The sequence below is a fragment of the Blastococcus sp. CT_GayMR20 genome (genome assembly GCF_004570345.1).
Window position 1 is genome coordinate 43,963 of the sequence record NZ_SPQM01000007.1, and the last position, 22,256, is coordinate 66,218.

22 protein-coding genes and 1 pseudogene are annotated in these 22,256 nt (G+C 73.1%); 5 read left to right on the forward strand and 18 right to left on the reverse strand.

Annotation, left to right across the window (positions count from 1 at the left end; genetic code table 11):
• Positions 1 to 73: 73 nt before the first annotated feature.
• From E4P40_RS03390 to purB, 8 genes and pseudogenes are all read right to left on the reverse strand, one after another.
• On the reverse strand, positions 74 to 454 hold the full coding sequence (locus tag E4P40_RS03390; RefSeq protein ID WP_135157280.1) for a sterol carrier family protein: 381 nt from the start codon (positions 452 to 454) through the stop codon (positions 74 to 76).
• A complete protein-coding gene (gene purL, locus E4P40_RS03395) occupies positions 454 to 2,739 on the reverse strand; it encodes a phosphoribosylformylglycinamidine synthase subunit PurL (RefSeq protein ID WP_135157282.1) in 2,286 nt (761 codons plus the stop codon). Before purL ends, E4P40_RS03390 begins: the two co-directional genes overlap by 1 nt.
• The gene (purQ, locus tag E4P40_RS03400) at positions 2,736 to 3,407 is read right to left on the reverse strand and encodes a phosphoribosylformylglycinamidine synthase subunit PurQ (protein WP_135157284.1); all 672 of its coding nucleotides are present in this window, start codon (positions 3,405 to 3,407) and stop codon (positions 2,736 to 2,738) included. The genes purL and purQ overlap by 4 nt, the downstream gene beginning before the upstream one ends.
• Positions 3,408 to 3,418: 11 nt before the next feature.
• Positions 3,419 to 3,658 carry a phosphoribosylformylglycinamidine synthase subunit PurS gene (gene purS / locus E4P40_RS03405; protein ID WP_135157286.1) on the reverse strand — a complete coding sequence of 80 codons (240 nt, stop codon included), beginning with the start codon at positions 3,656 to 3,658 and terminating at the stop codon, positions 3,419 to 3,421.
• 101 nt (positions 3,659 to 3,759) lie between these two features.
• Complete coding sequence (locus tag E4P40_RS03410) at positions 3,760 to 4,368, reverse strand: DUF559 domain-containing protein (RefSeq protein WP_167762090.1); 609 nt, start codon at positions 4,366 to 4,368, stop codon at positions 3,760 to 3,762.
• 386 nt (positions 4,369 to 4,754) lie between these two features.
• Positions 4,755 to 5,438, reverse strand: a pseudogene (locus E4P40_RS03415) (alpha/beta hydrolase); the annotation flags it as partial.
• A gap of 73 nt (positions 5,439 to 5,511) precedes the next feature.
• The gene (locus tag E4P40_RS03420; RefSeq protein WP_135157292.1) at positions 5,512 to 6,387 is read right to left on the reverse strand and encodes a phosphoribosylaminoimidazolesuccinocarboxamide synthase; all 876 of its coding nucleotides are present in this window, start codon (positions 6,385 to 6,387) and stop codon (positions 5,512 to 5,514) included.
• The gene (gene purB / locus E4P40_RS03425; RefSeq protein WP_135157294.1) at positions 6,384 to 7,691 is read right to left on the reverse strand and encodes an adenylosuccinate lyase; all 1,308 of its coding nucleotides are present in this window, start codon (positions 7,689 to 7,691) and stop codon (positions 6,384 to 6,386) included. The genes E4P40_RS03420 and purB overlap by 4 nt, the downstream gene beginning before the upstream one ends.
• Positions 7,692 to 7,795: 104 nt before the next feature.
• Here purB and E4P40_RS03430 point away from each other — a divergent pair, with 104 nt between their 5' ends.
• The gene (locus E4P40_RS03430) at positions 7,796 to 9,220 is read left to right on the forward strand and encodes an AI-2E family transporter (RefSeq protein ID WP_135157296.1); all 1,425 of its coding nucleotides are present in this window, start codon (positions 7,796 to 7,798) and stop codon (positions 9,218 to 9,220) included.
• Here E4P40_RS03430 and purD read toward each other — a convergent pair.
• Together purD and rsgA are read right to left on the reverse strand one after the other, a co-directional pair.
• A complete protein-coding gene (purD, locus tag E4P40_RS03435; protein ID WP_135157298.1) occupies positions 9,207 to 10,472 on the reverse strand; it encodes a phosphoribosylamine--glycine ligase in 1,266 nt (421 codons plus the stop codon). The two genes, E4P40_RS03430 and purD, sit on opposite strands and share 14 nt — an antisense overlap.
• A 23-nt stretch (positions 10,473 to 10,495) precedes the next feature.
• Complete coding sequence (rsgA, locus tag E4P40_RS03440; protein WP_135157300.1) at positions 10,496 to 11,530, reverse strand: ribosome small subunit-dependent GTPase A; 1,035 nt, start codon at positions 11,528 to 11,530, stop codon at positions 10,496 to 10,498.
• A 105-nt stretch (positions 11,531 to 11,635) separates the two neighbouring features.
• On the opposite strand from rsgA, the gene E4P40_RS03445 reads away from it, so the two are divergent.
• Positions 11,636 to 12,661, forward strand: coding sequence for a glycerophosphodiester phosphodiesterase family protein (locus E4P40_RS03445; protein WP_135157302.1), 1,026 nt, complete (start codon positions 11,636 to 11,638; stop codon positions 12,659 to 12,661).
• A 98-nt stretch (positions 12,662 to 12,759) separates the two neighbouring features.
• On the opposite strand, the gene E4P40_RS03450 is transcribed toward E4P40_RS03445, so the two are convergent.
• Complete coding sequence (locus tag E4P40_RS03450; RefSeq protein WP_135157304.1) at positions 12,760 to 14,049, reverse strand: adenylosuccinate synthase; 1,290 nt, start codon at positions 14,047 to 14,049, stop codon at positions 12,760 to 12,762.
• Positions 14,050 to 14,138: 89 nt separating this feature from the next.
• On the opposite strand from E4P40_RS03450, the gene E4P40_RS03455 reads away from it, so the two are divergent.
• The 3 genes from E4P40_RS03455 to E4P40_RS03465 all read left to right on the forward strand — a co-directional run bounded on the left by E4P40_RS03455 (position 14,139) and on the right by E4P40_RS03465 (position 16,776).
• A complete protein-coding gene (locus E4P40_RS03455; RefSeq protein WP_135157306.1) occupies positions 14,139 to 14,753 on the forward strand; it encodes a hypothetical protein in 615 nt (204 codons plus the stop codon).
• Positions 14,754 to 14,902: 149 nt separating this feature from the next.
• Positions 14,903 to 15,964: an ABC transporter permease gene (locus E4P40_RS03460; protein ID WP_209305173.1), complete on the forward strand. Its 1,062-nt coding sequence runs from the start codon at positions 14,903 to 14,905 to the stop codon at positions 15,962 to 15,964.
• Complete coding sequence (locus E4P40_RS03465) at positions 15,961 to 16,776, forward strand: ATP-binding cassette domain-containing protein (protein WP_209305174.1); 816 nt, start codon at positions 15,961 to 15,963, stop codon at positions 16,774 to 16,776. Before E4P40_RS03460 ends, E4P40_RS03465 begins: the two co-directional genes overlap by 4 nt.
• A 42-nt stretch (positions 16,777 to 16,818) precedes the next feature.
• On the opposite strand, the gene E4P40_RS27895 is transcribed toward E4P40_RS03465, so the two are convergent.
• The 7 genes from E4P40_RS27895 to E4P40_RS03495 all read right to left on the reverse strand — a co-directional run bounded on the left by E4P40_RS27895 (position 16,819) and on the right by E4P40_RS03495 (position 22,222).
• Positions 16,819 to 16,962, reverse strand: coding sequence for a GPGG-motif small membrane protein (locus E4P40_RS27895; RefSeq protein ID WP_167762092.1), 144 nt, complete (start codon positions 16,960 to 16,962; stop codon positions 16,819 to 16,821).
• Between the two features lie 97 nt (positions 16,963 to 17,059).
• Positions 17,060 to 17,482: a DUF3151 domain-containing protein gene (locus E4P40_RS03470; RefSeq protein WP_135157308.1), complete on the reverse strand. Its 423-nt coding sequence runs from the start codon at positions 17,480 to 17,482 to the stop codon at positions 17,060 to 17,062.
• Entirely contained in the window at positions 17,482 to 18,513 is a 1,032-nt protein-coding gene (fbaA, locus tag E4P40_RS03475) for a class II fructose-bisphosphate aldolase (protein ID WP_135157310.1), read from the reverse strand. Before fbaA ends, E4P40_RS03470 begins: the two co-directional genes overlap by 1 nt.
• Positions 18,514 to 18,572: 59 nt before the next feature.
• A complete protein-coding gene (locus tag E4P40_RS03480; protein ID WP_135157312.1) occupies positions 18,573 to 19,169 on the reverse strand; it encodes a pentapeptide repeat-containing protein in 597 nt (198 codons plus the stop codon).
• The gene (locus E4P40_RS03485; RefSeq protein WP_135157314.1) at positions 19,166 to 20,518 is read right to left on the reverse strand and encodes an FAD-dependent oxidoreductase; all 1,353 of its coding nucleotides are present in this window, start codon (positions 20,516 to 20,518) and stop codon (positions 19,166 to 19,168) included. The genes E4P40_RS03480 and E4P40_RS03485 overlap by 4 nt, the downstream gene beginning before the upstream one ends.
• Positions 20,519 to 20,531: 13 nt before the next feature.
• Positions 20,532 to 20,807, reverse strand: coding sequence for a hypothetical protein (locus E4P40_RS03490; protein WP_135157316.1), 276 nt, complete (start codon positions 20,805 to 20,807; stop codon positions 20,532 to 20,534).
• A gap of 2 nt (positions 20,808 to 20,809) precedes the next feature.
• Positions 20,810 to 22,222 (reverse strand): FAD-linked oxidase C-terminal domain-containing protein, encoded by a 1,413-nt coding sequence (locus tag E4P40_RS03495; protein WP_245160117.1) that lies wholly within the window; start codon positions 22,220 to 22,222, stop codon positions 20,810 to 20,812.
• Positions 22,223 to 22,256 lie beyond the last annotated feature (34 nt).

Below are 22,256 nucleotides of genomic sequence, written 5' to 3' on the forward strand. Positions count from 1 at the left end.
TGGGCTCCGGAGGGGTGCGCACAGGCGCGACGCAGCGGCTCGGCTCAGCTGAGGACGGCTCCTGGCCGCTGTGTCACCTGCGGAGCGGTGACAGAGGGAGCAGAGCACTCAGGTCGGCGCGGTTGCCGCTGGCGACGACATGTCCGGCGGCGACCGCGTCGTCCCACGTCGTGGCACCGGTCGCGAGCCGGAGCCAGGTCGCCGCGTCTGTCTCGACGACGTTGGGCGGCGTGCCCCGCGTGTGCCGCGGCCCCTCCACGCACTGGACGGCGACGTGCGGCGGGACCCGCAACTCCACCGAGCGGCCGGGCACCTGCTGCGCCAGCCACCGGGCGGTCGTCCTGACCGCGGCGCCGACCACGGAGCGCGGCGGCTGGTCGGCCTCGCCGGCGAGCCACGGCCGCACCGGGTCGACGGCGGCCCGCAGCTCCTCGGCCGGGATCGGGGCCGGCATCAGCTCGTGGGGACGGTGCCCGCCGGGACGGTGCCGATCGCGGCCTCGGGGCTGCCGAACAGTGCCGGGAGCGTCGCCGACCACGCGGCCCGCAGCTCGGCCAGCGGCAGGTCGAGGAGCCCGTCGACGACCAGGGAGTCGCCACCCGTCGTCCCCAGTTCGACGACCTGGACACCGGCCCACTGGGCCGTCGTCTTCACCGCACCCGGGTCGTTCGTGGTGACGACGGCGCGGGCCGTCGACTCGCTGAAGAGCTGGGCGAACGGGTCGCCCGTGACGTGGAGCCGGGCGCCGATGCCGTAGCGGAGGGCGGACTCGGTGAGGCTCTGGGCGAGGCCGCCGTCGGCGAGGTCGTGCGCCGACGTGACCAGACCCTCGCGACCGAGGGCGGCGAGCAGGTCGCCGAGGGCGCGCTCCGCGGGTAGGTCGACCTGCGGGGGCATGCCGCCGAGGTGTCCGTGCACGACCGATGCCCACGCCGAGCCGCCGAACTCCTCGCGGGTCTCGCCGAGCAGCAGCACCGTCTCGCCGTCGGTCCGCCAGCCGCCGGGGATCCGGCGGCGGACGTCGTCGTGCACGCCGAGGACGCCGATGACGGGGGTCGGATTGATCGGGACGTCGCCGGTCTGGTTGTAGAGGCTCACGTTGCCGCCGGTCACCGGCAGGCCGAGCTCGCGGCAGCCGTCGGCCAGGCCGCGGACGGCCTCGGCGAACTGCCACATCACCTCCGGTTCCTCGGGAGAGCCGAAGTTCAGGCAGTTGGTGACGGCGAGGGGCTTGGCGCCGGAGACGGCGACGTTGCGGTAGGCCTCGGCGAGGTTCAGCTGGGCGCCGGCGTAGGGGTCGAGGCGGGCGAAGCGGGCGTTGCCGTCGAGAGCCAGTGCGATGCCGCGGTGGGTGTCCTCGTCGATGCGGACGACGCCGGCGTCCTCGGGCTGCGCCAGCACGGTGTTGCCGCGGACGTAGCGGTCGTACTGCTCGGTGACCCACGTCTTGTCGGCGCCGTCCGGGCTGCTGATGACGGCGAGCCAGTGGGCCTGGATCTCCGCGCCGGACTGGGGCCTCGGCAGGTCGGCCGCGCTGTTGGCCTGCAGGCGGTCGAGGTCGGCCGGCCGCCGGATGGGCCGCTCGTAGACCGGGCCCTCGTGGGCGACGGTGCGCGGCGGGACGTCGACGATCCGCTCGCCGTGCCAGTCGACGGTGAGCCGGTCGCCCTCGGTGACCTCACCGATGACGGTGGCGAGCACGTCCCACTTGCGGCAGACGGCGAGGAACTCCTCGACCTTGGCCGGTTCGACGATCGCGCACATGCGCTCCTGCGACTCGCTCATCAGGATCTCAGCGGGCGTGAGCGTGCTGTCGCGGAGCGGGACGGTGTCGAGGTCCACGTGCATGCCGCCGGTGCCGGCGCTGGCGAGCTCGGAGGTCGCGCAGGACAGCCCGGCGCCGCCCAGGTCCTGGATGCCGGTGACGAGGTCCGCGGCGAAGATCTCCAGGCAGGCCTCGATGAGCAGCTTCTCGGTGAACGGGTCGCCGACCTGCACGCTCGGGCGCTTGGCCGGGCCGTGCTCGTCGAACGTCTCGCTGGCCAGGACGCTCACGCCGCCGATGCCGTCGCCGCCGGTCCGGGCGCCGAAGAGGATGACCTTGTTGCCGACGCCCTCGGCCTTGGCCAGCCGGACGTCCTCGTGCTTCATGACACCGACGCACAGCGCGTTGACCAGCGGGTTGCCGGCGTAGCAGTCGTCGAAGAGCAGTTCACCACCGATGTTGGGCAGGCCGAGGCAGTTGCCGTAGCCGCCGACGCCGGCGACGACGCCGGGCAGGACGCGGGCCGTATCGGGCGCATCCGCGCGGCCGAAGCGGAGGGAGTCCATGACCGCGATCGGGCGGGCGCCCATGGTGAGGATGTCGCGGACGATGCCGCCGACGCCGGTGGCCGCCCCCTGGTACGGCTCGACGTAGCTCGGGTGGTTGTGCGACTCCACCTTGAAGGTGACCGCGTAGCCGTCGCCCACGTCGACGACGCCGGCGTTCTCGCCGATCCCGACGAGCAGCGCCTCGCTGTGCGGCAGGTCGCCGAACTGCCGCAGGTGCACCTTGCTCGACTTGTAGGAGCAGTGCTCGCTCCACATCACCGAGTACATGGCCAGCTCGGCGGTGGTGGGCCGGCGGCCGAGGATGTCGCGGATGCGCAGGTACTCGTCGGTCTTCAGACCCAGCTCGGCGAACGGCTGCTCGTCCTCGGGGGTCTTCTCCGCCCGCTCGACGGTGTCGACGTTCACACCGCCACCGCGGCCTTCAGGATGCTGCTGAAGAAGCCCAGGCCGTCGGTGCTCGGGCCGGTGAGGTCCTCGACCGCGTGCTCGGGGTGCGGCATGAGTCCGACGATGCGGCCGTTCTCGCTGGTCACCCCGGCGATGTCCCGGCTGGATCCGTTCGGGTTGCCGTCGGCGTACCGGAAGACGACCCGGCCCTCGCCCTCGAGCCGGTCGAGGTCCTCCGGCGAGCCGACGTACCGGCCCTCGCCGTTCTTCACCGGGATGACGATGCGCTGGCCCTCGGCGTAGTCGCTGGTCCAGGAGGTGTCGGCCCGCTCGACGACGAGCACCTGGTCGCGGTTGCGGAAGTGCAGGTGGCTGTTGCGGGTGAGCGCGCCCGGCAACAGGCCGGCCTCGCACAGCACCTGGAATCCGTTGCAGATGCCCAGCACGGGCAGCCCCTGGCGGGCGCGCGCGACGACGTCCTGCATCAGGGGTGCGCGGGCGGCGATGGCACCGGCGCGCAGGTAGTCGCCGTAGGAGAAGCCACCGGGGAGGACGACGGCGTCGACGTCCTTGAGGTCGTGGTCGGCGTGCCACAGCGCGACCGGCTCACCGCCGGCCAGGCGCACCGCGCGGGCGGCGTCGACGTCGTCCAGGGATCCCGGGAAGGTCAGAACACCGATGCGCACAGTTGCTCTCTTTAGTCGGTCGGGAGGTGCAGCTCGACGTCCTCGATGACGGGGTTGGCCAGCAGCGTCTCGGCGATCTGCTTGAGCTCGGCCTCGTCCGGCGTGCCGTCGACCTCGAGGACGAAGTGCTTGCCCTGGCGGACGCTCGTCACGCCGTCGTGACCGAGGCGCCCCAGCGCGCCCAGTACCGCCTGTCCCTGCGGGTCGGAGATCTCCGGCTTGAGGACCACGTCGACGACCACCCGGGACACGCCGACGAGGGTACCTGGACCCAGATCTGGACCCGCCCGCCCCGCGAGATCGGCGATGTGGTCGCAAAGGGCGCGGTTTCACGACGAGAACGCCGATGTCGTCAGAGACCGAGAGCGCGCCTGATCTGGCGAAGGACCTCGTCCGCCTTGCCGTAGATGTCCGCCGAGGTGAAGCGCAGCACCGTCCACCCTGCTGTGATGAGGCGGTTCTGCCTCCGCGCATCCTTCACGAAGACATCTCGCTCCCGGTGGATGTCGCCGTCGAACTCGACGATCACCTTCTGCTCGGGCCAGGCCAGATCTGCTCGTCCGACGATGCCGTCCACGTCCCGGACGACGAACTGCGGGACGGGACGGGGCAGTCCTCCCCGATGGACGAGCCATCGCAGAACCGACTCCATCGGCGACTCCGACCGCGGGTCGGCCAGCGGCAGGACGTCTCGCGCCCGTGCGGAGCCGCGGCCGCTGGGACGGCGCAGGAGTTCGGCCTGGAGCGTCGGTAGGCTGACCAGCGCATTGAGCAATTGATCGGTGGCCGCGAGGAGTGCAGGGCGCTCGAGGACGCCTGCCAGATCCCGCCATGTCCTCGCCGGCGACGTCACCGGCAGCGAGCGTCGCCGGACGACCGACGCCTCGTCCAGTGGGATCCGGTACAGCCGGCGGTCGATGCGACTCTCCGCCCGTGATCCCGGTGGCACGGTCAGGTGCACGCGATCGTCGTCCCTGGGCCGCATCGGGATCTGAAGTCCCCAGACGTCCGCTGCGGACAGGTGACTGACCACTGCACCGGGCGGAGCAGTGAGCAGGACGGCGGCAAGGCGACCGGTCAGTTGACCGCGCAAGGCGTCAGGGAGGTATGTGTCGCGCGACAGCCGCGCAACCTGCGGATGCCTCAGCTCCCTGTCGCTCAGCCCCGCTGCACGTGCGGCCGATCGGGTGGTCGGACCGGTGATCCGTGATCGTGGCATTCGCCTGGGCACCCGGAGAGCATCGAGGAATCGGCAGCCATCGAGGCAGGCAATCCACAACCCCGGCGAGATCGGCGAAGTGGTCGCCACAACGCGCTCTATGCGACGAGGTCGCCGATGTCGCCCGACTATGCGAGCAGCTTCCACACTGCGTCGGGGGACTCCCAGTGGGCGTTGTGGCCGGCGCCGTCGAGCACGACGGCGTCCGGGTCGACGCGGCGCATCGACTCCAGGCCGACCATCGGGTCCGCCGAGCCCGCCGCGAGCCGCAGCGGCGCCGCGCTGCGCGCCAGGACCGTCTCCACCGACGGTCCGACGGCGCCGAACGCCCGCGGGTCCAGCGCGGCGACCCACCCCCCGCGAGCGACGCGCACACCCGCGTGGGCAACCGGGTCGGCCGGGTCGACGAGGTCACGCAGGCCGGCGAGCTTCAGGTGCCGGTCGGCGGCCTCCGCCGAGCTGCCGAACACCTGGGCCGGACGGCGCGACATCGCCTGCGCGCGCGCCACCTCGTCGTCGGTCCAGTCCACCTTCACGCCGAGCGCGACGACGCGGTCGACGTCGACGCCGTACCACCCACTGCCGAGGACGGCGCCCACGACCCCGCCGAAGGAGTGGCCGAGCACCGTCACCCGGGACGCACCGAGCTCGGCGGCGAGCTCCGCCACGTCGGCGGCGTGCACGGCGTAGCCGTAGGGCGGTTCCGCGAGCGAGAGGCCGTGACCGCGCAGATCGGGCGCGGCCCACCGGCCGGGCCACGACTCCGCCACCAGGGGCAACAGCCGCCGCCAGACCGCCGCCGTCGCGCCGAGGCCGTGGAGGAGGGCAGGAGGTGCCCGCCCGTGCCGCCGGTGAAGTACGCGATGCCGCCGCGGGTGCGCCGCATCAGCCGAACCTCCGACCGGTCAGCTGCTCGAAGGCGGTGACGTAGCGCTCGCGGGTCGCGGCCACCACGTCGTCCGGCAGCTCCGGCGGCGGGGACACCCGGTCCCAGCCGGACGACGTCAGCCAGTCGCGCACGTACTGCTTGTCGTAGGAGGGCTGCGCCGAGCCGGGCGACCACGTCCCGGCCGGCCAGAAGCGGGAGGAGTCGGGCGTGAGCACCTCGTCGCCGAGCACCAGGGAGTCGCCGGCGAGCCCGAACTCGAACTTCGTGTCGGCCAGCACGATCCCGGCGCCCGACGCGATCTCCGCCGCGCGCGAGTACAGCGCCAGGGTCAGGGCGCGCAGCTCCTCCGCACGGGAGACACCGACGGCGGAGACCACGGCGGAGAAGTCGATCGCCTCGTCGTGCTCCCCCACTCCGTGGTCGGTGTAAGGGGCCTTCGTGGACGGCGTGAACACCGGCGACGGCAGCCGCGAGCCCTCGACCAGTCCGGCCGGCAGCGCGACGTCCCGGATCGAGCCCGTGCGCGAGTACTCGACCGTCCCGGACCCGGACAGGTAGCCACGGGCGACGCACTCGACCGGCAGCATCTCCAGCCGCCGGACGAGCATCCCGCGTCCGGCCGCCTCCGCAGGGACGTCGTCGGCACTGATCAGGTGGTGGGAGGCGCCGAACTCAGCCAGCACCGGGGTCAGCTGCTCGAACCACCAGACCGACAGCTGGGTGAGCACCCGGCCCTTGTCCGGGATCGGCGTCGGCAGCACGTGGTCGTAGGCGGAGATCCGGTCCGAGGCGACCAGCAGCAGTTGCCCGGGACCCGCGTCGTAGATCTCGCGCACCTTGCCCCGCGCCACCAGGGGCAGTCCCAGACTCACGTGAGCTTGGCCAGCCGGTCGAACAGCGGCCCGAGGTTGGCCACGTACTTCTCCGGCCGGCAGATCTCGTCCAGCCGCGCCTCGTCCAGCGTCACGCCCGAGGACGACGCCCGTCCCCGCAGCGTCTCGCGGAACGGCGTCCCCGACTGCCACGTCTCCATCGCCGCCGACTGCACCAGCGAGTACGCGTCCTCCCTCGAGAGCCCGCCCTCGACCAGCTCCAGCAGCACCGACGACGTGTAGATGAGCCCGCCCGTGGACTCGAGGTTGGCCCGCATCCGATCGGTGTCCACGACCAGGTTCTCCACGAGCCCGGCCGTCAGGTCGAGCAGGTAGTCGGTGGTGATCGCGGCGTCGGGCAGGAACACCCGCTCGGTGGACGAGTGCGAGATGTCGCGCTCGTGCCAGAGCGGGATGCCCTCCATCACCGGCACGATCGCGGCCCGCACCACCCTCGCGAGCCCGGCGATGCGCTCGGAGCGGATCGGGTTCTTCTTGTGCGGCATCGCGCTCGAGCCCTTCTGGCCCGAGCCGAACGCCTCCGACAGCTCCCGCACCTCGGTCCGCTGGCCGTGCCGCACCTCCAGCGCGATCGCCTCGCAGACCGTGGCGATGATCGCCAGGGCCGAGACCCACTCGCTGATGGAGTCGCGGAGCACCACCTGCGTCGACGCGTCCGCCGGCCGCAGGCCCAGCGCCTCGGCGACGAACACCTCCACCGACGGGTCGATCAGCGAGTACGTGCCGACGGCGCCGGAGATGGCCACCACGCCCACGCGCGCCCGCGCCTCGCGGAGGCGGTCCCGCGACCGCGCGGCCGCGAACGCCAGGTCGGCGACCCGGTGGCCCCACACGTCGGGCTCGGCGTGCACGCCGTGGGTGCGGCCGACCTTGATCGTGTCCCGGTGTGCCAGCCCGTGGTCGCGCAGTGCGGCGACCAGCCGGTCGGCCTTGGCCAGCAGGACGTCGGTGGCGTCGGTGAGCTGGACGGCGAGCGCGGTGTCCAGCAGGTCGGACGACGTCATCCCGTGGTGCACGTACGCGGCCGCAGAGCGCGGCTCGGTGTTGTCCGCCCACGCGGTGAGGAACGCGATGACGTCGTGCTGCGTCGTCTCCTCGATCTCCGCGACCCGCTCGGGCGTCGGCGGCGGGGCGTTGCGCACCGGCTCGACGACGTCGGCGGGCACCCGGCCGGCGGCCGCGTGCGCCTCCAGGACGAGCGCCTCGACCTTGCACCACAGCTCGTACTTGTGCTGGTCGCTCCAGACCCGCCCCATCTCCGGGAGCGTGTAGCGCTCGATCATGCGGGTACCGCCGGACACAGCTCAGCTCGTCGCACCACGGAGACATCCTCCCGCAGGGCTAGCGTGATCATGGACGGCCCCTAGAAGCAGGGCGGAGGTGCGTGATGCTCAGACGCGCCAGCGACCTCACCGCGCGGGCCCGCGAGCGCATCCGCGCGGCCCGCGAGCACGATCCGCACGGCTGGCACGACCGGCACCATGACCACGACCGGCACCATGACGACGAGCCGATCGACTTCGTGGAGCTCCCCCACGAGGACGACGAGACCGCCTCCGAGCAGCCACCGCTGGGCAGCCCCGAGTCCGGCGCCCCGGACGTCGACGGCGCCGTCGCGCCCGGTCCGGTCAGCGGACCCCCGGAGGGTGGCCGACCCCACCGCCCCGGGGAGCGGTCGCGCCGGCTGATGTCCGGCGCCGACCGCCGGTCGGCACCCGAGGACGGCGTCCCGAACGGCCTGCGGACGGCGGCGGCGTGGTCGTGGCGGCTGATCGTGGTGATCGCCGGCTTCTACGTGCTGCTCTACGCCGCCGCGTACGTCGCCGTGGTCGTCGTCCCGGTGCTCGTGGCCCTGCTCCTGGCCGCCCTCCTGCAGCCCGGGGCCGCCTCCCTGGTCCGCCGCGGGTGGCCCAAGGGGCTGGCCGCGACGGCGATGCTCCTCGTCGGCCTGGCCGTGGTCGCCGGGATCATCACGCTGGTCATCGAGCGGTTCTCCGCGGGCTTCTCCGATCTGGCGAGCCAGGTCAGCGAGGGCATCGGGCAGGTGCAGAGCTTCGTCGTCCGCACCTTCCCGATCACGCGCGGCCAGCTCGAGGATGCCGTCGCCGCGGTGCAGGAGACCCTGGTCGACAACCAGGAGACGATCACGTCCGGCGCGATCACCACCGCGGCGACCGTCGGCGAGGTCTTCACCGGCATCGTCCTGGCGCTGTTCACGCTGTTCTTCTTCCTCAAGGACGGCCGGTCCATCTGGCTGTGGCTGGTCGGGCTCTTCCCGCGCGAGTCCCGGGCCTACATCGACGAGGCGGCCCGGCGCTCCTGGCGGACGCTGATCTCCTACGTGCGGGCGACGGCGGCCGTCGCGCTGGTCGACGCGGTCGGCATCGGCATCGGCCTGGCGATCCTGGGCGTTCCGCTGGTGATCCCGCTGGCGGCGCTGGTCTTCCTCGGCGCCTTCATCCCGATCATCGGCTCGTTCCTCGCCGGCTCGGTGGCGGTGCTCGTCGCGCTGGTGTCGGTGGGCCCGATCAAGGCACTCATCGCGCTGGGCGTGGTCGTGCTGGTCATGCAGCTCGAGGGGCACGTCCTGCAGCCGCTGCTGCTGGGCCGCGCGGTGCACGTGCACCCGCTCGCGGTCGTGCTGTCGATCGCGGCAGGTCTGCTCATCGGCGGGATCTTCGGCGCGCTCATCGCCGTCCCCACCGTCGCGTGCGCGAACGTCGCCGGCACCTACCTGAGCCGGCGGCACGAGGGGCCGCGCCCGCCCGAGCCGCGGCCCGACCGGGCGAAGCCCGCCGTCACCGCGAAGTAGGCGGTGCGATGCGGCCCTCGACGGCTGCCAGCGCGATGTCGGTCCGCCAGTGCGCGTCGGCCAGCCGGACGGCGGCCACCCGCTCGTAGGCCGTCTGCCGGGCGGCCGCCAGGTCGGCACCGAGGCCCACCACCGAGAGCACCCGGCCGCCGGCGGAGATCACCGAGCCGTCGGCGGCCAGCGCCGTCCCCGCGTGCAGCACGCCCTCGCCGTCGGCCCCCGTGATCGCCGACCCCGTGCGCGGCGACTCGGGATAGCCCGGCGCGGCGACGACGACGGTCACCGCGGCACCCTCCCGCCAGCGCAGCGGCGGGTGCTCGGCGAGCGTGCCGGTGGCCGCGGCGTGCAGGAGGCCGGCCAGCGGCGTCTCCAGCAGCGGCAGCACGACCTGCGTCTCCGGGTCGCCGAACCGGGCGTTGAACTCGACGACGCGGACGCCGCGCGAGGTGAGCGCGAGCCCCGCGTAGAGGAGCCCGCTGAAGGTCTCCCCGCGACGGGCCATCTCGTCGACGGTCGGCTGCAGCACCGTCGCCATGACCTCGTCCACCAGGCCGGGCGGCGCCCAGGGCAGCGGCGCGTAGGCGCCCATCCCGCCGGTGTTCGGCCCGCCGTCACCGTCGTCCCGCCTCTTGGCGTCCTGGGCCGGCACCAACGGGACGACGGTCGTGCCGTCGGTGACCGCGAACAGCGACACCTCCGGGCCGTCGAGGTACTCCTCGACGAGCACGGCTCCCCCCGCGTCGAGCACCCGGTGCCCGTGGGCGACGGCCGCGGCGCGCTCGTCGGTGACGAGCACGCCCTTGCCGGCGGCCAGGCCGTCGTCCTTCACCACGTACGGTGCCCCGGCCTCGTCCAGGGCCGTCTCCAGCTCGGCGGGGCCGCCGACCGGCCAGGACCTCGCGGTCGGCACCCCGGCGGCGGCCATCACGTGCTTGGCGAAGGACTTGCTGCCCTCCAGCTGCGCCGCCTCCTCGGAGGGCCCGAAGCAGGGGATGCCGGCGTCCCGGACGGCGTCCGCCGCCCCGGCCACCAGCGGCACCTCGGGCCCGATGACGACGAGATCGGCCCGCCACTCCTGCGCGATCGCCGCCACGGACACCGGGTCGGCGGCGTCGACCGCCAGCGGCTCGGCGACCGCGCGGGTACCGGCGTTGCCGGGCGCGCAGGCCAGCCCGCTCACCGCGGGGTCGGAGGAGAGAGCCACGCACAGGGCGTGCTCCCGGGCACCGGAGCCGATCACGAGCACGCGCACGGAGGAAAGCTACCGAGCGGCCATCACCGCAGCCGAAAGAGGACCCCGTCCTCCCCACCCCTCGCAAGCTCGCGGCGGTGCCCTGGACGGGGCCGCCGCGCGCGGGCGTCGACCCGCAGCAGCTGGCGGTGCGCCTCCGCCTGCAGCTTCCGCCAGGCGGTGAACCGGGACGGATCGAGCCGGCCGTCGTCGATGGCCGCCGCGACGGCGCAGCCCGGCTCGCCGCGGTGCCCGCAGTCGCGGAAGCGGCACTCGGCGGCGAGCTGGGCGACGTCGGCGTAGGCGGCGTCCACGCCGCCCTCGTCGTCGTAGAGCGCGAGCTCGCGCATGCCCGGGGTGTCGATCAGCAGCCCGCCGCCGGGCAGCAGGTGCAGCTCGCGCGCGGTGGTGGTGTGCCGGCCGCGGCCGTCGTCACGGATCTCCTGCGTCGCGCCGAGGACCCTCCCGGCCAGGGCGCTGGCCAGGCTCGTCTTGCCGACGCCGGAGGGGCCCACCATGGCCCCGGTGCGGCCGGGCCCGAGCAGCGCGCGGACGGCGTCCAGACCCTCGCCGGTGACGGAGCTCACCGCGAGCACGTCGACGCCGAGGGCGTCCTCGGCCACGAGTGCCACGGCCGCGGGGACGTCGTCGCAGAGATCGGCCTTCGTGAGGACGACGACCGGCGTCGCACCGCTGCTCCAGGCCACCGCGAGGTAGCGCTCCACCCGTCGCAGGCGGGCCTCGCCGGCGAGCGCGTCGACGACCAGGACGACGTCGAGGTTGGCCGCGACCACCTGCGCCGCCGACGTCCGGCCGGCCACGGTGCGGACGAAGGCACTCCTTCGAGGGAGGACGGCGACGGCCTGTTCGCCGCGCAGCGCGACCCAGTCACCGACCGCCGGAGCGCCCGACCCGGCCTCGTCGTAGAGCGCCGATGCGGGGTGCACGCGGGCCTCGCCCCCGGCCGTCAGCACGCTCAACCGGCCCCTGTCCACCCGGAACACCCGCGCCGGGGCGCTGTCCGGCGGCAGCTGACCGACGCGGTCGGGCGTCCAGCCGAGCACTGAGAGATCGCTCACGTGGCGCATGGTGCCGTGCTGGTCAGAGTGGTGTCTTCCGAATTGTGGACGACACGTTCACTTCAGTTCGCCGTCCCGACATCCGATTCAGGTGTGGTGAGGGACATGCGCGCGACAGCGTTGCCGGAACAGATGCCGGCGACCCGCTCTTCCCTGCCCGTCGTCATCGGGCACCGCGGGGCACCGGCCTACCGGCCGGAGCACACGACCGCCAGCTACGAGCTGGCGATCGACCTCGGTGCCGAACTGATCGAGCCCGACGTCGTCATCAGCCGCGACGGCGTCCTCGTCGTCCGCCACGAGAGCGAGCTCTCCTGGTCCACCGACGTCGCCACCCGTCCGGAGTTCGCCGACCGCCGCACCACCAAGGTCGTCAAGGACGAGACCTGCACCGGCTGGTTCGCCGAGGACTTCACCTACGCCGAGCTGACCACCCTGCGCGCCGTCGAGCGCATGCCGGAGCTGCGGCCGCTGAACTCCGCCTACGACGGGAAGTTCGGCATCCTCACCCTCGCCGAGGTCGTCGAGCTGGCCCGTACCCACTCCACGCCCGAGCGCGAGATCAAGGTGCTGGCCGAGCTGAAGCACGCCGGTGACGCTCTCGACTCCGAGCTGCCGATGGCCGAGCTGGTCACCGAGGAGCTGCGCCGGCTCGACGCGACCGACGCCCAGGGCCCGGTGATGCTGCAGTCGTTCGACCCCCGGGTGCTCCGCGACGTGCGGGCGGCCCTCGGTGACGACGGCCCGCAGATGGTGCAGCTGGTCGACGACTTCGCCAACGGCGACGCCATGGTCACCCCGGCCGGGCTCCGCGAGATCTCCACGTACGCGCAGGGCGTCGCGCCCAGCTGCGACCGCGTGCTCATCGGCGACGACGGGCTCCCGGTCACGGGTCGCTCCGCCCTCGTGGACGAGGCGCACCGTGCGGCGCTGTCGGTCTTCTGCTGGACCCTGCGGGCGGAGAACGCCTTCCTGCCCCAGCACCTGCGGGTGGGCGACGCACCCGACGCCCTCGGTGACGCACTCGGCGAGGCCCGGGAGCTCCTGGCGCTGGGCGTCGACGGCCTGATCACCGACTCCCCCGAGCTCGCCGTCCGCGCGATCGGAGAACTCGCCACCGCCCTGGTGTGACCCGATGACGGGCACCCGCAGGGTCCCCAGAGAAGGAGCCGGGACAGGCCGCCCGCAGATGGGGGACAGCACCTGGCCTCGTCGGTTGATCCGGAGGATCAACCGATCAAGTCATTGATGACCACGTTCTCGTCGCGGCCGGGACCGACGCCGATCACGCTGATCCGGGCGCCCGCCAGCTCCTCGAGCCGCTGCACGTAGGCCTGGGCGTTCTTCGGCAGCTCTTCGAACGTGCGGCAGTGCCGGAGATCCTCGAACCAGCCCGGCATCTCCTCGTAGACCGGCGTCGCGTGGTGGAACTCGGTCTGCGTCATCGGCATCTCGTCGTGGCGGACGCCGTCGACGTCGTAGGCCACGCAGATCGGCACCGTCTCCAGCCCGGACAGGACGTCGAGCTTGGTCAGGAAGTAGTCGGTGATGCCGTTGACCCGGCTGGCGTAGCGGGCGACGACGGCGTCGAACCAGCCGCACCGCCGGTCGCGGCCGGTGGTGACGCCGACCTCGCCGCCCTGCGTGCGCAGGTACTCGCCGTTGGCGTCGAACAGCTCCGTCGGGAACGGGCCCGAGCCGACGCGGGTCGTGTACGCCTTCAGGATGCCGACCACCCGCTCGATCCGGGTGGGCCCGATGCCGGAACCGGCGGCGGCCCCGCCCGCCGTCGGGTTGGACGACGTCACGAACGGATAGGTGCCGTGGTCGACGTCGAGGAGCGTGCCCTGCGAACCCTCCAGGAGCACCCAATCGCCGGCGTCGAGCGCGTTGCCCAGCAGCAGGCGGGTGTCGGCGATGCGCGGCTTGAGCAGCTCGGCGTACTGCGCGTACTCCTCGACGACCTCGTCGACGTCGATCGCCTTGCGGTTGTAGACCTTGACCAGGATCTGGTTCTTCTCCTGCAGGGTGCCCTCGAGCTTCTGCCGGAGGATCGACAGGTCGAGGAGGTCCTGCACGCGGATGCCCACGCGGGCGACCTTGTCGCCGTAGGCCGGGCCGATGCCGCGGCCGGTGGTGCCGATCTTGCGCTTGCCCAGGAACCGCTCGGTGACCTTATCCAGGGCGCGGTGGTGCGGCATGATCAGGTGCGCGTCGGAGGAGATGACCAGCCGCGAGGTGTCGACCCCACGCTCCTCCAGGCCGGCGAGCTCGCCGATGAGCACCTCGGGGTCGATCACCACGCCGTTGCCGATCACCGGGGTGCACCCGGGCGTGAGGATGCCCGAGGGGATCAGGTGCAGGGCGTACCGCTCGCCGTCCGGCGTGATCACCGTGTGCCCGGCGTTGTTGCCGCCCTGGTAGCGGACGACGTAGGGCACGCGGCCGCCGAGGAGGTCGGTGGCCTTGCCCTTGCCCTCGTCCCCCCACTGGGCACCGATCAGCACGACAGCCGGCATCGGGTCCTGGATCTCCTCGGTAGAACGGCACCAGGCGGTTCGCGGCTGGCGAGCGGGCGGCGGGGTGGGTCGGATGGAAGGGTATCGGCATGGCCTCCGTCCAGCTGGACCTCCGCCGCCTGGAGCCCGGTGAAGCCCCCCGTGACGCCGACGTCGCCGCGGTCCGCGACGCCGAATCGGTCGTCGTCCGCGGTGCGGTCCCGGCCCTGGCCGCCGTCCTCACCCAGCTGCTGAAGGCCGACCGGACGGCGCTCGTCCCGGTCGCCTGGGAGCCGGCCGGCGACAAGAACTCCGTCGGCCTGGCCCGCGACATCGGCGTCGGCACCGGGGAGCCGCGGGACCTCTGCCTCGTCCGCGACGACCACGGGGGCGTGCTGCTCCACCACGGGCGGATCGAGGCGGCCGGTGACGGACGCCGGGCGCTGAGCCGGCGGCTGGGCCTGCAGGCGCACCACGACGACATCAAGGTCGCCGACGGCGAGATCACCCGCATCGACGTCCGCCCCGACTGGCAGGCGGTCGACACCATCGGGGTGACGGTCATGACCCAGCCCCTGCGGCCGACCCGGCACACGAGCGGACGGGCTCTGCAGATGGCGTCGGATCCCGCGCGGATCGTCCGGGACGGCGTCCCGTACCGGCGCCCGGTGAACCGGTGGACCTGGTACGCCGACCACCGTGTGCGGTGGCGCCTGCAGCCCTGACGAAGGACCCCCTGCAGGAGGCCTGACCGGGTCGCTGCAATCTTCACGTTCCCGTCGTGGACACTGGGCGGCACCCCGCTCGTCGAGGAGGTCCCGCTGCCGACGTCCTGCGCCCTCACCGGGCTCCGGCCTCCCTCCCGGGTGCACCGGTGATCACCGACCGCCTGCCCGCGCTGGGCGTGGCACCGGTCGAGCTCACGCGCGGTCGGCGGTTGCTGAGCCGGGTGCTCGCGCGGCCCAGCCTCCCCGCGCTCGTCGGCCTGGTGGTCGTGGTCGTGGTCTTCGGCATCCAGGCGCCGGCGCTGCTCACGTCCGGCGGGCTGGCCGGCGTCCTCGACGTGGCCGCGTTGCTCGGCATCGGCGCGGTCGCGGTCGCCCTGCTGCTCATCGCCGGCCAGTTCGACCTCTCCATCGGTGTGCTCGCGGTGGCCAGCTCGCTGGTGACGGCCCTGCTCATCGAATACGCCGGCTGGGGCGCCTGGCCCGCGCTCGGCGGGTCGCTGGCCGTCGCGCTCGCCGTCGGCCTCATCAACGGCTTCCTCGTGGTGAACACCGGGCTGCCGAGCTTCCTCGTCACGCTCGCGACGTTCCTGGTCCTGCAGGGCACGTCGCAGGCCGGCGCCGAGGCAGTGGCCGGTTCGGCCCGTGTCGCCGGGCTGGAGGAGGCCGGCGGCTGGGACTCCGCTTCCGCTGTCTTCGGCGCGACCATGCAGATCGGCGACGGCCGCTTCCGCGTCTCCCTGGTGTGGTGGCTGGCCGCGACCGCGCTCGCGACGTGGGCGCTGTGGCGTACGCGCTTCGGCAACGCTGTCTTCGCCAGCGGCGGGGCCCGCCGCGCCGCCCGGCAGCTCGGCGTCCCGGTCCGGCGGACGACGCTCACCCTGTTCTGCCTCACCGCCGTCGCCGGCTGGCTGATCGGCACCCTGGCGCTGATCCGGCTGGACGGCGTCCAGGTCGGCGCCCCCGGGCTCGCGGTGGCCGTCGACTTCGTCGTGGTCGCGGTGATCGGGGGCTGCCTGCTCACCGGCGGCTACGGCTCCGCGATCGGAGCGTCCGTCGGCGCCCTGCTGTACGCGGTCGCGCGGCAGGGCATCACGCTCGCCGGCTGGGACCCGCCGTGGTTCCAGGCGCTGCTCGGCGTCCTGCTGCTGGTCGCGCTGCTGGCCAACGGGGTGGTCCGGCACCGGCTGAAGATGGTGCCGCGGTCGTGACCGGGACGGTGAACTCCGGCGTGCCCGAGCTGGAGCTGCGGGGGCTGACCGTCCGCTACGGCAGCGTGGCGGCGCTGTGCCGCGTGAACGCGGCCCTACCGGCGGGGACCATCACCTGCGTCCTCGGGGAGAACGGCTCCGGCAAGTCGACGCTGGTCTCGGTGCTCTCCGGACTCCGCCGGCACGACGAGGGCCAGCTCCTCCTCGGCGGGGAACCGGTGCACTTCCGTTCGCCGAAGCAGGCGCGGGAAGCCGGGGTCGCAACGGTCTGGCAGGACCTGGCCGTCGCCCCGCTGCTGTCGATCTGGCGCAACTTCTTCCTCGGCGCCGAACCGACCCGCGGCGCGTGGCCGCTGCGGCGTCTGGACGTCGAGCGGGCACGGGAGACCACCGCCCGCGCCATGGCCCGCGTGGGCGTGCACCGGCTGGATCCCGACCAGCCCGCGAGCACGCTCGAGGCCGGGGCGCGGCAGAGCCTGGCGATCGCCCGGGCGCTCCACTTCGGTGCGCGGGCGCTCGTCGTCGACGAGCCGACGGCGCCGCTGACAGTCGCCCAGCAGACGCTGCTCCTGCAGGCGATCGTGGCGGCGCGCAGCGACGGGCTCGCTGTCCTGCTGGTCACCAACAACCCGCGCTACGCGCACCTGGTCGGTGACCGCTTCCTGCTGCTGGCGCACGGGCGGGTGGCGGGCACGCTCAGCCGCGAGGACGTCGACGCCTCGGACCTGATGCGGCTGATGGCCGGCGGCGAGGAGTTCAGCGCCCTCACCGATGCGCTGACCGACCTGCATTCGGAGCTGGGCGGCCGCTGATCCGCGTCCGGGCTCCCGCGGGGACGGGAGCCCGGACGCCGGTCAGGTGAAGACGCTGACACCGCCAGGGCCGACGAGCAGACCCACGATGATCAGCACGATGCCCCACAGCATCTGCCCACGGAAGATCGCGAAGATTCCGGCGATCACCAGGACGACGGCAAGGATCCACAACAGGGTCACCATTGCTCATCCTCATTCCTACGGGCGCCTGGTCGGCGCCGTACAGGAAGATTGATGATCATTTGCAACCCATCGCAAACTTCCGGGGCTCATGCCCAGGTCAGGGCGCCAGACTGGGGTCGCAATCGCGGAGCAGCTGGGTGCAGCGCTCCTGCTCGGCGTACTCGCCGATGGCCTCGGCGGCCTTCGCCAGCTCGGTCACGCAGCGCAGGAAACCCCGGTTGGGCTCGTGCGACCACGGCACCGGGCCGAAGCCCTTCCACCCGTTGCGGCGCAGCGCGTCCAGGCCACGGTGGTAGCCGGTGCGGGCGTAGGCGTAGCCCTCGACGGTGTCGCGGAGCACCCGCTCGGGCCGGTTCAGCGCCTCCTCCGCGAGCGCCGCCCAGGCCGCGCTGACCGTGGGGTGCCGGGCCGCGACCTCGGCGGCCGGGTTCCCCGCGGCCAGCTCCGCGTCCGCCTCCGGGTTCGCGGGCAGCAGCGTGACCGGCGGCTCGCCCAGCAGATTGGGGTGGCTGTGAGTCATCAGCCGGCCTGCGACTGACCGGCGGACAGCAGGTCCTCGCACGCCTCGACGACGCGCGCGGCCATGCCGGTCTCGGCGGCCTTGAGGTAGCTGCGCGGGTCGTAGGCCTTCTTGTTGCCGACCTCGCCGTCGACCTTGAGGACGCCGTCGTAGTTGGTGAACATGTGGCCCACGATCGGCCGGGTGAACGCGTACTGGGTGTCGGTGTCGACGTTCATCTTCACGACGCCGTAGGACAGCGCCTCGCGGATCTCCGACTGCGCCGAGCCGGACCCACCGTGGAAGACCAGGTTGAAGGGCTTGTCGTCGGAGGTGCCGAACTCCTTGGCGACGACGTCCTGACCCTGCTTGAGGATCTCCGGCCGCAGCTTCACGTTGCCCGGCTTGTAGACGCCGTGGACGTTGCCGAAGGTCGCAGCGAGCAGGTAGACGCCCCGCTCCCCCAGGCCCAGCTTGCGTGCGGTGGCCACGAAGTCGCCCTCGGCGGTGTAGAGCTTCTCGTTGATGTCGTGCGCGACGCCGTCCTCCTCGCCGCCGACGACGCCGATCTCCACCTCGAGCACGATCTTCGCGGCGGCTGCCTTCTCCAGCAGCTCCTCGGCGATCTGCAGGTTCTCGTCGAGGTCGATCGCGGAGCCGTCCCACATGTGCGACTGGAACAGCGGCTCCTGCCCGGCGTTCACGCGGTCCTGCGACAGGGCGATCAGAGGGCGGACGTAGGAGTCGAGCTTGTCCTTGGGGCAGTGGTCGGTGTGCAGGGCCACGTTGACCGGGTACTTCTCGGCCACGACGTGCGCGAACTCCGCCAGCGCCACCGCGCCGGTGACCATGTCCTTGACCTTCGTGCCGGAGGCGAACTCCGCGCCGCCGGTGGAGAACTGGATGATCCCGTCGCTGCCGGCGTCGGCGAAGCCGCGGAGGGCCGCGTTCACCGTCTCCGAGGACGTGCAGTTGATCGCCGGATAGGCGAACCCGCCCTCCTTGGCCCGGCGGATCATGTCGGCGTAGACCTCGGGGGTCGCGATGGGCATGCGGGGCACTCCTCGGTGGGAAATCGGCCGGACCGGTGGTCAGTATCGCGCCCGGGGACTCACTCCGGGCCGTCGGGGCGGACGTGCAGTCCGAGGGCAGTGACCAGCACGACCGCCTGGGCGACGTCGATCTGCGCGCCGGTCAGCTCGACGCGGCGCGGATCCACCGCGGAGAGGTCCGACCCGCGCAGGTCGGCGCCGCTCAGGTCGGCGTCGTCGAGCGCGGCCGCCGAGAGGTCCAGGCCGCGCAGGGTGGCCCCGGCGGCGCGCACGCCGGTGAGGTCGGCCTCCCGCATCCGCGCGCCGCTGAACGTGGCCCGGGTCAGGTCCGCACCGCGCAGCGCCACGAACGACCAGTCACCGCCGGAGGCGGTCAGCAGGTCGAAGGTGCAGCGGTCGAACGTACTGCCCACGAGCTTGCAGTCGGTGAAGGTGGCGTCGAAGAACGAGCAGCCGGTGAAGGTGCAGTTCAGGAAGGCGGCGTCGGTGTGCTGCGACAGGTTGAACCGGCAGTCGCGGAACGTGCAGCCGGTGAAGAGGGCGCCCTCGCCGGTCCCCTCGGTGAGGTCGACGTCCACGAAGGTCACGCCGTCGTGTTCCTGACCGGAGAGGTCCTCCCCGTACCAGTCGGCGCCGCGGACCTCGGCCGGGCTCACCCCTGCTCGATGCGGCTGGCGACCCGTGCGGCGACGACCACCGGGTCGTAGGTCGGGGAGAACGGCGGGGCGTAGGAGAGGTCCGAGCCCGCCAGGGCCTCCGCCGTCATGCCGGCCCAGATCGCGGTCGCCAGGACGTCGATCCGCTTGCCGCTGCCCGGCCCCCCGACCACCTGGGCGCCGATCAGCAGGCCCGACCCCCGCTCGGTGATCAGCTTGACCGCGATCGGCGCCGCCCCCGGGTAGTAGCCCGCGCGGGTCGAGGACTCGATGACCTCCGTGCGGTAGTCGAAGCCGCCGTCCTCTGCCTGCGTGGTGCACAGACCGGTGCGGGCCACCTCCAGGTCCCCGACCTTGGTCATCGCCGTTCCCAGGACGCCGGCGAAGCGCGCCGGCTGCCCGCCGATGACCGATCCCGCGACCCGGCCCTGCTTGTTCGCGTGGGTGCCGAGCGCGACGTGGATGGCCTCGCCGGTGATCCGGTGGAATGTCTGCGAGCAGTCGCCGCCCGCGAAGACCTCGGGGTGCGAGCGGCTGCGCTGGTTGTGCGCGACGTCGATGGCCCCCGTGACGCCGAGCTCGAGCCCCGCGTCCCGGGCGAGGGAGACCTCCGGGCCCATGCCCAGCCCGAGGACGACGAGGTCGCACTCGTAGCTGCCGGCGTCGGTGCGCACCGCGCGGACGGCACCGTCGGCGTCCACCTCGATCTCGTGCACCGGCTGGTCGGTCTGCACGTCGATGCCCATGTCGCACATCGCCTTGCAGACGCGCTCGCCCATGTCGTCGTCCAGCTGCGCCATGGGCAGCGGGTCGGCGAGGACGACGGTGACCGACAGGCCGCGCGTCTGCAGCACCTCGGCCATCTCCAGGCCGATGTACCCCCCACCCAGGACGACGGCTCGCTTCGCACCGGCCGCGATGGCCGCCCGGATGTCCGCGCCATCGGCCAGCCGGTGGACCCCGTGGACGCCGTCGGCGTCGAGGCCCGGCACCGGCGGGCGCATCGGCTTGCCGCCGGTCGCGACGACGAGGGAGTCGTAGCCGATCCGCTCCCCGCCGGCCGCGACGACCTCGCCGGCCGTCAGGTCGATGCCCTCGGCGCGGGTGCCGATCCGGACGTCGACCTCCGTGGCCGCGAAGTCGGCCGGCGTGCGCGCCAGCAGCATGTCGCGGTCGGCCACGAGGTCGCCGATCCAGTACGGGATGCCGCAGGCGGAGTAGGAGATCTCCGGCCCCTGCTCGAGGACGACGATCGCCAGGTCGTCGGGCGGGCGGAGGCGGCGCGCCTGGGCAGCCGCCGACAGACCCGCGGCGTCACCGCCGATGACGACCAGCCGTTCCCTGCTCACAGCGCTCAGGTTGTCACCCGGCCGGGCCCGGCGCGCCCTGTTCGCGGAGCAGGTCCACCGCACGGGTGGCGGCGGCCAGCTGGGTCCTGGCCTGACCGACCGCCCACCGGCGCGTCGCCCGGTCCACCGCCAGCGCGGTCCAGCCGTCGCCGTCCTCGCCGGAGAGGTGCACCAGCAACGTCGCGCCGTCGTGCTCGACCCGGCAGCGGTGCGCCGGATTGCCCACCTGATGGATGACGTGCGCCCCCTCGGCGTCGGCGACGAACGACCCCCATCGGCTGCCGGGCACGGTCAGCCCTCCGAGACCAGCCCGGTCACCGCTGCCAGGTCGCCGGCCCGGGCGGCGCGGAACACCTTCCCCGGGTTCAGCAGCCCCGCCGGGTCCAGCGCGTCCTTGATCTCCCGGTGCACGGCCAGCGAGACCGGCCCGATCTCGCGCTCCAGCCAGTCGACCTTGATCGCACCGACCCCGTGCTCGCCGGTGATCGTGCCGCCGAGGGACAGGCCGAGCTCGAGGATGTCGTCGAAGGCGGCGAAGGCGCGGTCCCGCTGGTCGGCGTCGGCCGGGTCGAAGCAGATCGTCGGGTGCATGTTGCCGTCGCCGGCGTGCCCGACGACGCCGATGACCAGGCCGCGCTCGGCGCGGACGGTGTCGCAGCCGTCCAGGAAGGCCGCGATCCGCGAGCGGGGGACGGCGACGTCGTCGATGAGCGTGCTGCCGAGCTGCTCGAGGGCGGGCAGCGCCATCCGGCGGGCGGCGAGCAGGAGGTCGCCCTCGGCCGGGTCCTCGGTGGTGTGCACGAACTCCGCGCCGGCCTCGCGGCAGAGCTCGGCCAGCGCCGCGATCTCGGCCGCCGCGGCCTCGCCGCCGGCGTCGGACTGCGCCACGAGCAGGGCACGGGCGCTGCGGTCGAGGTCGGCCTTCAGCAGGTCGTCGACGGCGCAGATGCAGACGTTGTCCATGACCTCGAGCAGGCTCGGGACGAGGCCGCTGGTCACGACGTTCTCGACGACCTGGCCGGTCTGCGCCGTGGTGGCGAACGTGGCGGCCAGGGTGACCGGGCGCTTCGGCGCGGGGCGGAGCGCGAGCGTCGCCTCGGTGATGACGCCGAGGGTGCCCTCGGAGCCGACGAACAGGCGGGCGAGGTCGTACCCGGCGACGCCCTTGACCGTGCGCCGGCCGGTCCGCAGGACCCGCCCGTCGGCGAGCACGACCTCCAGCCCCAGCACGTAGTCGGTGGTCACGCCGTACTTGACGCAGCACAGGCCACCGGAGTTGGTGGAGAGGTTGCCGCCGATCGTGCACCAGTCGTAGCTGGACGGGTCCGGCGGATAGAAGAGCCCGGCACCGGCGACGGCGTCGCGCAGCGACTTGTTCACGACGCCGGGCTGGACGACGGCGAGCCGGTCGGCGGGGGACACCTCCAGGACGGCGTCCATCCGGGTGAGGGCCATCGTGATCGCGCCGTCCACGGCGTTGCTGGCCCCGGCCAGGCCGGATCCGGCGCCGCGGGGCACCACGGGCACGCCGTGCCGGGAGGCCACCTGCATCACCGCGGCCACCTCGGCGGTGGAGCGCGGGAGGACGACCGCCGCGGGGGTGCCGGCGGGCGCCAGCATGGCCTGGTCGCGGGCGTAGGACGCCGTGACGTCCGGGTCGAGGAGCACTCCGTCGGCACCGAGTGCGCCCTGGAGCTCGGACACCCACGCCACTGTGGTCGTCGTCACCATCGCCACG

Coding starts and splice junctions, on each gene's coding strand:
- E4P40_RS03390 (WP_135157280.1), bottom strand. CDS start 454: ATGCCGGCCCCGATCCCGGCCGAGGAGCTGCGGGCCGCCGTCGACCCG.
- purB (WP_135157294.1), bottom strand. CDS start 7,691: ATGATCGAGCGCTACACGCTCCCGGAGATGGGGCGGGTCTGGAGCGAC.
- E4P40_RS03430 (WP_135157296.1), top strand. CDS start 7,796: ATGCTCAGACGCGCCAGCGACCTCACCGCGCGGGCCCGCGAGCGCATC.
- E4P40_RS03445 (WP_135157302.1), top strand. CDS start 11,636: ATGCGCGCGACAGCGTTGCCGGAACAGATGCCGGCGACCCGCTCTTCC.
- E4P40_RS03450 (WP_135157304.1), bottom strand. CDS start 14,049: ATGCCGGCTGTCGTGCTGATCGGTGCCCAGTGGGGGGACGAGGGCAAG.
- E4P40_RS03455 (WP_135157306.1), top strand. CDS start 14,139: ATGGCCTCCGTCCAGCTGGACCTCCGCCGCCTGGAGCCCGGTGAAGCC.
- E4P40_RS27895 (WP_167762092.1), bottom strand. CDS start 16,962: ATGGTGACCCTGTTGTGGATCCTTGCCGTCGTCCTGGTGATCGCCGGA.
- E4P40_RS03470 (WP_135157308.1), bottom strand. CDS start 17,482: ATGACTCACAGCCACCCCAATCTGCTGGGCGAGCCGCCGGTCACGCTG.
- fbaA (WP_135157310.1), bottom strand. CDS start 18,513: ATGCCCATCGCGACCCCCGAGGTCTACGCCGACATGATCCGCCGGGCC.